This is a genomic window from Streptomyces sp. N50 (assembly GCF_033335955.1).
Classification (GTDB): Bacteria; Actinomycetota; Actinomycetes; order Streptomycetales; family Streptomycetaceae; genus Streptomyces.
This window is the reverse complement of record NZ_CP137549.1, coordinates 8,602,854-8,615,326: the sequence shown is the minus strand read 5'-3', so window position 1 is coordinate 8,615,326 and position 12,473 is coordinate 8,602,854. Positions and strand designations below refer to the sequence as shown.

Annotated in this window: 10 protein-coding genes and 1 pseudogene; 5 read left to right on the top strand and 6 right to left on the bottom strand. The window is 70.6% G+C overall.

Going from position 1 to position 12,473, the window contains the following annotated elements; genetic code table 11:
- Positions 1 to 14: 14 nt before the first annotated feature.
- Positions 15 to 167: a hypothetical protein gene (locus R2B38_RS38200; RefSeq protein ID WP_158697264.1), complete on the bottom strand. Its 153-nt coding sequence runs from the start codon at positions 165 to 167 to the stop codon at positions 15 to 17.
- 291 nt (positions 168 to 458) lie between these two features.
- Here R2B38_RS38200 and R2B38_RS38195 point away from each other — a divergent pair, with 291 nt between their 5' ends.
- Complete coding sequence (locus R2B38_RS38195) at positions 459 to 1,814, top strand: helix-turn-helix domain-containing protein (RefSeq protein ID WP_318020378.1); 1,356 nt, start codon at positions 459 to 461, stop codon at positions 1,812 to 1,814.
- Between the two features lie 396 nt (positions 1,815 to 2,210).
- Here the strand turns inward: R2B38_RS38195 and R2B38_RS38190 are convergent, their stop codons facing one another.
- The 5 genes and pseudogenes from R2B38_RS38190 to R2B38_RS38170 form a co-directional block, all read right to left on the bottom strand.
- On the bottom strand, positions 2,211 to 3,632 hold the full coding sequence (locus R2B38_RS38190; protein WP_318020377.1) for a maltokinase N-terminal cap-like domain-containing protein: 1,422 nt from the start codon (positions 3,630 to 3,632) through the stop codon (positions 2,211 to 2,213).
- A pseudogene (locus R2B38_RS38185) lies at positions 3,629 to 5,616 on the bottom strand (alpha-1,4-glucan--maltose-1-phosphate maltosyltransferase). Before R2B38_RS38185 ends, R2B38_RS38190 begins: the two are co-directional and overlap by 4 nt.
- Positions 5,617 to 5,643: 27 nt before the next feature.
- Positions 5,644 to 6,237 (bottom strand): DJ-1/PfpI family protein, encoded by a 594-nt coding sequence (locus tag R2B38_RS38180; RefSeq protein WP_318020376.1) that lies wholly within the window; start codon positions 6,235 to 6,237, stop codon positions 5,644 to 5,646.
- 5 nt (positions 6,238 to 6,242) lie between these two features.
- Positions 6,243 to 7,919 carry a thiamine pyrophosphate-binding protein gene (locus tag R2B38_RS38175; RefSeq protein ID WP_318020375.1) on the bottom strand — a complete coding sequence of 559 codons (1,677 nt, stop codon included), beginning with the start codon at positions 7,917 to 7,919 and terminating at the stop codon, positions 6,243 to 6,245.
- 42 nt (positions 7,920 to 7,961) lie between these two features.
- Complete coding sequence (locus tag R2B38_RS38170; RefSeq protein ID WP_318020374.1) at positions 7,962 to 8,801, bottom strand: type 1 glutamine amidotransferase domain-containing protein; 840 nt, start codon at positions 8,799 to 8,801, stop codon at positions 7,962 to 7,964.
- A gap of 318 nt (positions 8,802 to 9,119) precedes the next feature.
- On the opposite strand from R2B38_RS38170, the gene R2B38_RS38165 reads away from it, so the two are divergent.
- The 4 genes from R2B38_RS38165 to R2B38_RS38150 are packed head-to-tail and all read left to right on the top strand — an operon-like array spanning position 9,120 to position 12,472.
- Complete coding sequence (locus R2B38_RS38165) at positions 9,120 to 9,533, top strand: hypothetical protein (RefSeq protein ID WP_318020373.1); 414 nt, start codon at positions 9,120 to 9,122, stop codon at positions 9,531 to 9,533.
- Positions 9,534 to 9,559: 26 nt separating this feature from the next.
- The gene (locus R2B38_RS38160) at positions 9,560 to 11,230 is read left to right on the top strand and encodes a GMC family oxidoreductase (protein WP_318020372.1); all 1,671 of its coding nucleotides are present in this window, start codon (positions 9,560 to 9,562) and stop codon (positions 11,228 to 11,230) included.
- A 10-nt stretch (positions 11,231 to 11,240) separates the two neighbouring features.
- A complete protein-coding gene (locus R2B38_RS38155; RefSeq protein WP_318020371.1) occupies positions 11,241 to 12,059 on the top strand; it encodes an ester cyclase in 819 nt (272 codons plus the stop codon).
- A gap of 41 nt (positions 12,060 to 12,100) precedes the next feature.
- Positions 12,101 to 12,472 carry a nuclear transport factor 2 family protein gene (locus R2B38_RS38150; RefSeq protein ID WP_019060080.1) on the top strand — a complete coding sequence of 124 codons (372 nt, stop codon included), beginning with the start codon at positions 12,101 to 12,103 and terminating at the stop codon, positions 12,470 to 12,472.
- Position 12,473 lies beyond the last annotated feature (1 nt).

Sequence of the window (12,473 nt, the reverse complement as noted above, 5' to 3'; positions counted from 1 at the left end):
GGACGGGCGTCGCCTCAGCAGCAGGCACCGCTCGCACCGCTGGACTGCGCGATGCCTTCGCGCAGGGGATGGGTGGTGGCACCCGAACCGTTCAACCAGAGTCCGCTCGTCACAAGTCCACCGACGAAGACGACGATTGCTATGAGCGTGAATACTTTGATGCTCATGAAAATCTCCTCTCCGAGCATTTACGGATGACCATTTACGGATGACGCGTTGACAAGATGAGTCAACAAGAACTTACTCAATCAGTCAAGTATTAATCTCGCAAAAGACGATCTCGAAAAGCGGAATGCCCTTGCCCATATGAAATCTGAATTACCGTCAATTCGGAAAATGCCAGTCCAGACCACTTCGCGCCAGCGAATCGATCATGCCAACTCCATTGGATCGTGGGCGACTTACTGGTAACGTTGATCTGTCATCCCGGTGGTCATAGCCACCTCCAAGGAGCCCACATGGACCCCCTCGAAAACACGACGACGACAGGGCTGGGCGAGCGCATCCGACTGCTGCGCGGCAAACGTGGCCTCAAGCAGCAGGATCTGGCGTCCAGCGAGATATCGGCGAGCTACATCTCCTTGATCGAATCCGGCAAGCGCGCCCCCTCGGAGTCCGTGCTCGCCGCGCTCGCGGAGCGCCTCGGCTGCTCCGCGGAGTACCTGCGCAGCGGCCGGGACGACCACGAGCTGGAAGAGGCGCGGCTGCGGCTGGCCTTCGGCGAGATGGCTTTGCGCAACGGCAGCAACGGCGAGGCACTGCAAACCCTCAGCGAACTGCTGACCAGGCCCGCCCTGCTGGACGTCTCCATGACCCGGCGCGCCCGCATGGGCCAGGCCTCCGCGCTGGAGAAGCTGGACCGCACCGAGGCCGCCATCGCGGTCCTGGAAGAGCTCTACCGCGACCCCGACCTGGCCCCGGGTTCCACCGAGTGGTGCCAGACGGCGGTCGCCCTGTGCCGCTGCTACCGCGACGCCGGCGACATCACGCTCAGCATCGAGATCGGCGAGCGGGCCATGTCCCGGCTGGATGCCCTCGGCCTGGACGTGACAGTCGACCACGTCCAGCTCGGCGCCACCCTCATGGCGTCGTACCACATGCGCGGTGACCTGACCCGGGCCCAGCTCATGGGCGGCAAGCTCCTCGACGCCGCCGACAAGCAGGGCGCGCGGGCCGCGCGGGGCGCCGTGTACTGGAACGCGGGTCTGGTGGCCCGCTCGCGCGGTCAGCTCAACGAGGCCATGGCCCTGGTGGAGCGGGCACTCGCGCTGATGTCCGAGGACGACAACCTCCGTCATCTCGCCATGCTCAAGATGAACTACGGCTCGCTCCTGCTCCAGGTCGACGAGCCCGAACCGGCGCGCGGCAAGCAGCTGTTGGAGGAGGCGCAGCAACTGCTGGCCGAGGTGGGCAACGCGCCGGAGCTGGCCCAGTGCGAGATCGGGCTCGCCGACGCCGACGCGATGCTCGGGCAGTGGGACGAGGCCGCGGCGCACGCCGAGCGCGCCCTCGGGCTGACCGGCACCGAGTCCCGCATCCAGGCCGTCGGCGCCCGGGGCACGCTCGCCGAGATCCAGCTGATGCGCGGCAACTTCGACCAGGCCGCGCAGTATCTCCAGGCCGCCACCCGGCAGTTGCGCCAGTTCCGGCCGTCCCACCAGGTGGCGCTCAACTGGCGTTACCTGGGCGACCTGTGGAAGCGGCAGGGCAACACCGTCGAGGCCCTCAAGGCGTACGACCGGGCCCTGTCGGCGGCCGGCATGGCACCGCACCGCGACCCCAGCCAGATCTTCACCGAGCAGCACCGTTCCTGAGCTCCCGGCCATATTCCCGAATCCGGCCGGGATCCCTACCGTCCAGGTCGAGTTCGGCTCGCGGGCGGCACCGCGCAAAGGCATGGACCACTGGCCGTCGTCCCTGGTAAAGGCATGGACCATTCGACGTCGAACGGCCCGACGGGGCAGGCGACGCGGTTCCGTTTCCGGCCGGATCCGAGCCCTCCGAACCCCCCGCCTGGACGAGTGTCCGGGCCGGGGGGTTCGTCATGTCTCCGTTCGACGGTGCCGACGACACAACCGGTCATCGCCCGGAGGCCACCGGAATTCCGCCCCCTTTTCCGCCGCCGGAATTCCCGCCGCGCACGCCGGCGGAATTCTCTATTTGGCCCGTGTGCTCAATTCCCGGTGGGCGACGGGGAATTCGACCCACGGTCAGCGGGAGGTGTTCGCCAAGCGGTGCACGGCGGCGAGCGGGATCGGCAGCCGCTCGGGGCGGAGCCGGGACTCGTACACGACCTCGTATACGGCCTTGTCCGCCTCGAAGGCGCGCAGCACCACGGGCTGGCAGTGCGGGTCCTCCCGGCCGGCCGCCGCGTAGCCCTCGACGAACGCGCGCCGGTTGCGCACCGCCCACGCGGACGCCCGCCGTCGCCTGCGCAGCCGTCGCGCGGGCGAGCCGTCCTCGGGATCGGCGGACTCCAGGCCCGCCAGGCCGGTGCGGGCCGCGTAGTCGAAGGAGCGCAGCATGCCGGCGACATCCCTCAACACCGGTTGAGGCAGGGCGCGTTCGGCGGCGGTGCGGGCCGGTTCGCCCTCGAAGTCGACGATGCGCCAGCCGTCGGCGGTACGCAGCGCCTGGCCCAGGTGCAGATCGCCGTGGGTGCGCTGGGCGAACACGGGGTTGCCGCGCCCGGCGATCCGGGCGTAGTCGTCGAAGAGGGCGCCGATCCGGGTGGTGTAGCGGGCCAGCGCCGGGACCTCCTCGGCGGCCTCCTTCAGCCGCATGTTCATGCCCGCCGCCTCCTCGGCCACGTCCTGCGCGGTGAGCCGGCTGCGGCCGAACGCCTTGTCCAGCGCGCCGTGCACCTCGGCGACGGCCCGGCCCAGGCTGCGGGCGTGCGGGGTGAATCCGCCGCCGGCCGGTACGCCGCGGCCCGCGTCGTCCATGCAGTCGCTCGCGTGCCGTACCGCCTCCTCCCAGCCGTCCCGGGCGTCGGGCAGGAACTCCTCGACGAGGCCGAGCACCAGGCCCTCCGCGCCGGGGGCGTCGCTGTGCAGGGCGCCGTAGAGGCGGGGGGTGCGCTCGCAGTGTTCCCGGGTGAGGGCGTGCAGGGCCTCGACCTCGGTGTGCGGGCCGGGTTCGGGGCGGCGGAAGATCTTGAGGAGGATCTGGCCGCCGTACGCCACCGCCGTGTTGCTCATCTCGCCGTCGAGGGGGTGGGGCACGAGGCCGACGGGGAGCGGGTAGCGGCCGGTGCGTTCGAGGCGGGGGCCGGGACGCGCGCCGCCGCCCGCGAGCGTCCGCAGCAGCAGTCCGAGGAGGGCGCCGTCGGCGAGCGCGTCGTAGACCCGCCAGCCCTGCCAGGGGCCGGCCGGGACGGTGGTGATCGCGGCGGGTTCGAGGCGGGTGGGTAGCTCGGGCCGCAGGCCGAGCAGGAGTTGGTAGTGCAGGGTCTGGCCGTCGGGGCGGCGGGCCGCGACCACGGCGTGCAGCAGAAGGGGTGGTTCGTCGCCGAGCGCGGAGGCCGCGCGGGTTTCGAGGCGGGCCCCGGTGAAGCGGGAGTCAAACCAGCGGCGGCCCTCCAGCCAGGGTGCGAGGGCCGGGAGCAGGGGTTCGAGGATGCCGTCGCTCATGATCCCTCCGCGGGTGTGAGCACGTGCGCGACCTGGTGGGCCGGATCGAGGCGTACGTAGGTGGACTCGCCCCAGGCGTAGGTCGCCCCGGTGAGTTCGTCGCGCAGCTTGAGCGTGCCGTCGGCGGGCAGGCCGAGGGCGGCCGGGTCGCAGGTGACGGTGGCCTCGTGGGCGTGGTGCGGGTCGAGGTTGACGATCACGAGCACCAAGTCGGCCCCGCCGTCCGGGAGTTCGACGCTCTTCGTGTAGGCGAGGATCTGGTCGGAGTCGGTGCTCTGGAGGCGCAGGTTGCGCAACTCCTGGAGGGCCGGGTGCAGTCGGCGGAGCCGGTTGAGCAGGGTGATGAGGGGGGTGATGGTGCGGCCCTCGGCCTCCGCGAGTGCCCAGTCCCGGGGCCGGAGCTGGTACTTCTCCGAGGCGAGGTAGTCCTCGGTCCCCTCCGCCAGCGGGGTGTTCTCGCACAGCTCGTAGCCGGCGTAGACACCCCAGCTCGGCGCGGCGGTCGCGGCGAGCACGGCCCGGACCTCGAAGGCGGGGCGGCCGCCGTGCTGGAGGTAGGCGTGCAGGATGTCGGGGGTGTTCACGAACAGGTTGGGGCGCATGAAGTCCGCGCTGTCCTGGGCGAGTTCGGGCAGGTAGGCGGTCAGCTCCTCCTTGGTGTTCTTCCAGGTGAAGTAGGTGTACGACTGCTGGAAGCCGGCCTGCGCCAGCGCGTGCACCATGGCCCGGCGGGTGAACGCCTCGGCCAGGAACAGCACATCGGGGTCGGTGGCGTCGACCTCCGCGATCAGCCACTCCCAGAACTGCACGGGTTTGGTGTGCGGGTTGTCCACGCGGAAGATCCGCACGCCCAGGTCCATCCAGTGCCGTACGACACGCAGCGCCTCGGCGTACAGGCCCTCGGGGTCGCCGTCGAAGTCGAGTTGGTGGATGTCCTCGTACGTCTTCGGCGGGTTCTCGGCGTAGGCGATGGATCCGTCGGCGCGGTGGTGGAACCACTCGGGGTGCTCGGCGAGCCAGGGGTGGTCCGGTGAGCACTGGAGGGCGAGGTCCAGGGCGACTTCGAGGCCCAACTCCCTTGCCGTGGCGACGAAGTGGCGGAAGTCGTCCTCCGTCCCGAGGTCGGGGTGGATGGCGTCGTGGCCGCCGTGCCGGGAGCCGATGGCCCAGGGTGAGCCGACGTCGTCGGGGCCCGCGTGGAGGGTGTTGTTCGCGCCCTTGCGGTGGGTCGTGCCGATCGGGTGGACGGGTGGCAGATAGACGACGTCGAATCCCATCGCGGCGACGGCGGGCAGCCGCTCGGCGGCACTCCGCAGTGTGCCTCCGAGCGGGCGGCTGCCCGCCTGGACCACCGCTCCCTCCGAGCGCGGGAACAGCTCGTACCAGGAGCCGACGAGGGCGCGCCGGCGTTCGACGCGCAGGGGCAGAGGCCGGGAGGCGGTGACCAAGTCACGCAGCGCGTAGCGCCCCAGGGCGGCCGTCACCCGGGGGTGGTGACGGCGGACAGCCGGGCCGGAGGGGGGCCCAGGGTGTCGCGGAGCGCGGCGACGGCCGCGGTGACCGCCTCCCGGCGGTCCGAGGAGGTGATGCCGAGGGCCGCCCGTTCGTGCAGCAACGCGCCCTCGGCCAGGGTGAGTTCGGTGTCGACGGCCGCCTCTATCTTTAGCGTGGCATCGTGCCGCCAGCTCTCCAGCGGGTCGGCCCAGGCCTCGACACGGAAGGTCCACAGGCCCTCCGTGTCGGGGACCACGGTGGCCTGCCAGCGGTCGGCGTCCTCGTCGACGAGGGTCATCGGGACCCGGTGGGCGGGGCGCCCCGCGGGATCGTGCAGGACGACGTCCGCGGCGACGGCGCCGTGGCCCTCGCGGAAGACGGTGGCCGTGATGTCGAGGTGTTCCCCGGTCACGGCCTTGGCGGGCAACTCCCCGTCCCGCACGCGTGGTTGGACGTCGAGGACGGGGATGCGCCCGGTCACCGGTGTCATGGTCGACTCCTCCCCGCTCGGATCCCGTCAGCGCAGCCCGGTCGGGGCCGGCGTCCGGGCTGCGAGCAGGTCGATGATGGTCCGTGCGAAGAGGTGGCAGTGGTTGCCGGTGCGGCCGGTGACCAGGTCGTCGTGGATGACGACGTCCTGGTCGACGTACTCGCCGCCCATGTTCCGCAGATCGCCGAGCAGGTTGTTGTGCACCACCGCGCGCCTGCCCTGCATCAGGCCCTGCACGGGCGCGGCGAGCCACATGCCGTGGCAGATGATGCCCTTGAGGATCGCCGGGTCGGCGAACGCGCGGCGCAGGAACTGCGAGGCGGGCGGGAGCAGTTGGGTGTCCTCGGTGAAGCGCAGCCGGTCGGCGACCATCCCGGAGGGGACGATCACCGCCGAGTACTCCTTCAGCGCGAACTCGTCGAGCTCCTCGAAGGACTCGGTGACCTCGAAGGGCATGCGGTGCTCATGACCCTGGAACGTCATCTGCTCGTTGCCCCACAGCCGGGACAGGAAGTGGACCTCGGCTCCCTCCTCGGGGAAGCGGTAGCGGTAGTAGAGGATCTCGGGCTCGTAGAAGTCGCTCTCCATCAGGACAGCGATCTTGTGACCGGACAGTCGCACGGCAACTACCCCTTCCCCTTCGCGGTGACCAGGTCGATGAGGAACGGCCCGCGGTGGGCGAGCGCCTGCGCGACCGCCTCCTCGGCCTGCCCGGGCTTCTCGACCCGTACGGCTGCCACGCCGAGCGAGCCGGCGAGGGAGACGAAGTCGACGGCCGGGCTGGACAGGTCGAAGATCTCGGGCTGTTCGTGGGCGGGGATGTGCTGGTCCCGCCAGTACTCCTCGATGTTGTCCTCAAGGAGCTTGTAGCTGCCGTTGTTGCAGATGACGAACTTGGTGGGCAGGCCGTAGCGGGCCGCCGTCCACAGCGCCTGGAAGGTGTACATGCTGCCGCCGTCGCCGGTGAAGCCGACCACCGTGCGGTCGGGGTGGGCGAGTTGGGCACCCAGCGCGCCGGGGATGCCGACGCCGAGGGAGCCGCCGCGGGTCTGCATCCACTGGCCCGGCACGGTCGCCGGGAGCCGGCGGAAGAGCGCCGGGGACGCGGTCAGCGCCTCGTCGAAGAGGATCGCGTCCGACGGCAGCCGGCGGGCGAACTCCTTGGCGAGGGCGATGGTGGGCAGTTCCGCGGCCTCGGCGGCGGCCTCGGCCCGTTCGTCGGCCTTGGCGAGCGCGGCCGAGCGCTGAGCGGCGTGCCGGCGCAGCCGCTCGGCCGCCGCCGTGCGCCGGCCCAGGCCCATCGCCCGGCCCAGTGCGTCCGCGAGGAGGCCCAGGGTGGCCTTCGGGTCGGCGACGATGCCGAGGTCGACGGGGTGGTTCTTGGCGATCGCGCCGGAGTCGAGGTCGATGTGCACGACCGGGACACCGGCCCCGAAGACGCCGTCGAGCGCCGGGTACACCTCGGGCAGCGCGTAGGTGCCCACGATGAGGACACCGTCGGCGGCACCGGTGATCTTCCGGCTCTGCTCGCCGAACATGTGGCCCAACTGGCCCGCGTAGGCGGGGTGTTCGACGGAGAGGTTGACCTCGGCCCAGTCCGCGCCGTAGACGTCGGCGCCCCACACCTCGGCCAGTCGCCCCAACTCCGCCTGGGCGCCCGCGAAGTGGACCCCGTCACCGGCGATGACGATCGGCTTGCGGGCGTCGGCGAGCAGGGCCGCGGCCTTCGCCACGGTGTCCGGGGTCGGCAGGCTGCGGGTCTCCGGGTAGGAGACGGGCGCCACCGGTTCGGCGGTCTCGTGGTCCATCACGTCGGCGGGCAGCACGACCAGCACCGGACCGTAGGGCGGGGTCGCGGCGACCTTGAAGGCGCGGCGCAGGACGCGCAGCGTGGAGTCGGGATCGACCACGCGGGTGGCCCACTTGGTCACCGGCTTCGCCATGCCGACCAGGTCGGCGGCCATCTGCGCGTCCATGCTGTCGTAGCGCAGTCCGGACTCGCCGACCAGGGTGACGATCGGGGCGTGGCCGCGCATCGCCTGGTAGAGCATGCCGATGCCGTTGCCGAGCCCGACTCCGGAGTGGAGTTGCAGGACCGCCGGGGTGCGGGTGGCGCGTGCGTAGCCGTCCGCCATGCCGACGGCCGTGCACTCCTGGAGGGCCAGGATGTACTGGATCGAGGGGAAGGAGCGCAGTTCGTCGAGGAACCCCTGCTCGACCGTGCCGGGGTTGCCGAACATGAACCGGACCCCTTCGGCCTGCAGTTGTTCGAGCAGCGCGATCCGCGCGGGCCTGCTGTCCATCGTGTGCTCACCTCTCGTCGGAGCAAAGGGCGTCGGGCGGCCTCAGTCGGTCGCCGTGAACCCCCACTGCCGCAGGCCCTCTTCGAGGACCTCGACGGTCTTCTGACCGGTCAGGTAGGAGTCGGGCGTCGAACGGCCCGTGATGAACGGGTAGTCGACGATGACGGAGGTCGTCTTGCCGAAGTTGCCGTGATAGGCGCCGCCGGGTGCGGTGGCGTCGCGCAGGATGTACTCCAGCGGGTACGGGGGCGGTCCCATCACGAAGTCGGTGCCGAGGAAGCCGGTGCCGTCCTTGTAGTCGTACTCGATGCAGTGGCCGGTGACGTGCTTGCCGCGGATGAGGGAGACGCGGGTCTCCTGGTCGCGGGCGAAGGCGAGGCAGGCGACGCCGTAGCACTCGGCGGCGATCGGCCGGTCCAGCGCGTGGAAGGCGAGGATCAGGTCGTGGACCCGCCAGTTGTTGGCGAGGTCGACGATCGGTCCGCTGCCGCCGACGATCAGGAGCGCGTCGTAGCGGTCGGCGATCTGTGCACGCACCTGCTCCAGGCGGGTGTTGTACGCCTCCCAGTCGCGCAGGAAGTACGGCTTGGACCGGTACGGCCGGTCGGGCAGCCAGGACGACAGGTCTAGGGGGTTGTCGAGCCGGTCCGAGGCCTCGACCTTGCGTACCTTGTCCGCCGTCTCGGGCGTGGTGACCGAGCGGCCGAGCGGCGGGTCGACGTACTCGGGGTCCATGCTCGGCGGCAGCGCGTGCGGGCGCTTGCCGGTCGCGGTGGCGAAGGTGAGGTGGTAGCCGGCCTGGTCGAAGGTCTCCAGGGGGCCGATCAACTCCTCACCCCAGTAACCGTATTCGGACAGGACGACCAGAATGCGCTTGCTCATGGGGTTCCTCCCGTTCGGCGGGACGGTGCCGACTGGCGGATTCCTGTGTACGTCGGCGGAGTTCGCGCCGGTCGGCGGCGGGGCCCGGGTCGCGGCACATCCTCAAGTGGCCGAACGCACTACGGCATGTCCTGGCCATGGATCTTCGACCTGTGAACTGACGCGCGTTTGACAGGAGTTGCCGCAGCTCTCGCGGCGACTTCGCACAGTGCGGCCGGTCCCCGTGCGCGGGCGGCCGGGGCGGGCGCGGTTGTGGGGTCATCGGACGTGTGTCGCTTCCGGACCCCGGGAGCGGAACCCCGATGAGCGGAGACTTTCATGCCGAGCGAACAGACCGGCTCCGACCGGGAGATCGCCGCGTTCGTGCAGCGCTGGTACGACCTGCTGAGCGAGCACGCGCCGGTCGAGGAGCTGCTGCCCTTCGTCGCCGACAAGGGCCTGGTGATGGCCTTCCCGGAGCGGACCCTGTACAGCCACGCTGACTTCCTCGACTGGTACACGGCCGTCGGCGAGGCCTACACCGACCAGAGCCACACCGTGGAGGCGGTCACCTCCCACGAGGACGGCACCCGTATCGACGTCGACGTCACGGTGGTGTGGACCGCCAAGTCGTCGGCGGACGGCACCGTCTCGTCCTTCCGGATCAACCAGAAGTGGCAGTTGGAACGGTCCACACCGGGTTCCCGTCCGCTGATCGTCGACTACCGGGTCGGCGAGCCGGCCGCGATCTGATTTCCCGTCACCTTTTGGAGGCTGACATGCCGTCGAAGTCGGTGCCCTCAGGGGCCGATTACATCGTGGTGGGCGCCGGCTCGGCCGGCTGCGCGGTCGCGGCCCGGCTGAGCGAGGACCCGTCCGTGAGCGTGGTCCTGCTGGAGGCGGGCGGCTGGGACGAGCGCCCCGAGATCCACCGGGCCGACGCGGCCTCGGTCCTCTCGCTGCTCACCGCCGAGTGGCGGAGCGGGATCGACTGGGGCTACGTCACCGAGTCCGAGGCGGGCATGGAGGGCCGCCGTGTCCCCGTGGCCCGTGGCAAGGTCGTCGGCGGCTGCAGTTCCGTCAACGCCCTGATGTGGGTACGCGGCAGCCGCCACGACTACACCCGCTGGGTCGCCGAGGGCGCCACCGGATGGTCCTACGACGACGTCCTTCCGTTCTTCCGGCAGGCCGAGGACTACTCGGGCGGCGCCGACGCGTTCCACGGCGTGGGCGGTCCCGTCCGGGTCCGGCAACTCGACCGGCCCGCCCCGATCGCGCGGGCGTTCGTGGAAGGCGCCGGTGAGCTCGGCTACGCCACGGACACCGACGGGGACTACAACGGCGCCCGGCAGGAGGGCTTCGGCTTCCTGTACCAGACGTTCCGCGACGACGCGGGCCACCGGTGCAGCACGGCCGACGCCTATCTGCGCCCGTCCCTGGACCGTTCCAACCTGACCGTGCTCACCGACACCCTGGTCACCCGGCTGCTGCTGGACGGTACGCGGGTCACGGGCATCGAGTACGTCCAGGACGGCGAACGGCGGCAGTTGCGCGCCGAGGCTGAAGTCATCGTGTCCGCCGGGGCGTTCGAGACACCGAAGCTGCTCATGCTGTCCGGGATCGGCCCGGCCGCGCATCTGCGGGAACACGGCATCCGCTGCGTCCAGGATCTGCCCGGGGTCGGCGCGGGACTGCAGGACCACCTGTTCGTGCCGATCTGCTACCAGTCGCTTCAGGAGCACCCGGACGGGGCGCTGCTGTCCGAGGCGGGGCTGTTCACCCACACCCGCGAGGCCGGCCAGGAGGACGCCCCCGACCTCCAATTCACCTTCGGCCCCATCAAGTTCCTGCCGGCCGACGCCCCCGCCGACCAGTGGGAGGGCCCCGGCTTCACCTTCGCGCCGATCGCGCTGCGGCCGCAGAGCCGGGGTCGCATACGGCTGCGCGACAGCAGCCCGGAGTCCAACGCCGTCGTCAGCGCCGGCTACCTCACCTCGACGGCCGACCTCGATGTCCTCGTCCATGGGGTGCGGCTGGCCCGCGAGTTGGCCGCCACCCGGGCCTTCGACCCGTTCCGCGGCGACGAGTTGGGCCCCGGCAAGGACATCACCGGCCCCGAGGAGCTGCGCCGGTACATCGCCGCCAACGCGACCACCCTGTGGCACCCGGCCGGCACCTGCCGGATGGGCACGGGCGCGGACACCGTCACGGACCCGGAGCTGCGCGTGCACGGCATCGCGGGGCTGCGGATCGCGGACGCGTCGGTGATGCCGTCGATCACCGCGGGCAACACGCACGCGCCCAGCGTCATGATCGGCGAGCGCGCGGCGGCGTTCGTCCGCGAGGCCGCCGCCCCCTCCCGGTCCTCCTCTTCGGAGTCCGTGCCGTCTTCTTCGGAGGCTGTGCCGTCTCTCTCCCAACCGTCCCTGTCCGACGTCCACTTGAGCTAGGGGATGCAGCATGTCCGACCTCGACCAGACCCAGCAGGAGAACCTGGCGCTGTACCGGCGCTTCCTCGACGCGTTCAACTCCGGCGACCTGGCGGAGATCCCCCGGGTCATCGCCGCCGGCTTCACCGACCACCACCCCGGATTCGACATCACCGGCATCGACTCCTACCTGGAGGCGCTGCGCGGGGCGTACAACTCCCTCGATCTCAAGGGCGAGTTGGACGAGCTGTCGGCACTCGGTGAGGACCGCGTGCTGACCCGGGTCAAGCTGACCGGGACGCATCTCGCGCCGCTGCTCGGCTTCCCGGCCACGGGCCGCAAGGTGGAGTGGTCCACCACCGAGATCTGGCGGGTTGAGAACGGCCTGTTCGTGGAGCGCTGGGCACAGGACGACATGCTCGGCCTGCGCGAGCAGATCTCCTCGGACGCCCTGAACCTGGCCGTCGTCCAGCAGGTCAGCGACGCCGTCAACCAGCGCCGCCTGGACGACCTCGACGACCTGTTCGGGCCGACGTTCCACGACAACAACCCGGCGTGGAGCTGCGAGAGCCTGGAGGAGCTGAAGGGCATCATCCAGGGCGCGTACGACGGGCTCGACTTCCGCGTGGGCCTCGACGCGCTGTACCCGGCCGCCCCCGACAAGGTGATCATGCACATCACCTTCCACGGCAAGCACATCGCACCGTTCTTCGGCCAGGAGCCGACCGGCAAGGAGGTCTCCTGGACCAGCCTGGAGGTCTACCGCCTGGAGGACGGCAAGGTCGTCGAGCGCTGGGTGCAGGCCGACACCGCGGGCCTGATGCGCCAGGTCGGCGTCCCGCTCCCCTGATCGATCCCGTACCCCGCAACAGCCACAGAAAGGACGGGCGCATGGACACCCGAGAAGTGGTCGACACGTACTACCGGCTGGCCAACTCCGGCGAGTGGGACGCCTGGTGCGACCTGTTCGCGGCCGACCAGACCATGGACGAGCAGCTGGCCGGACATGTCGAGGGCCGCGAAACGCTCCGGGAGATGATGAAGGGCTTCCCGGAGATGTACGCCTCCTTCGCCAACGTCCCCCGGCACGTGGTCGTGGACGGCGAGCAGGCCGCGGTGGTCTCCGACATCACCGGCCGCACCCATGACGGCATCACCGTCGAGGCCAAGGTGTGCAACTACTTCCGCGTCACCGGCGGCCTCATCACCTACTTCGCGAACTTCCACGACAGCGTGCCGTTCGCCGCGGTCACCGGGACGTGAC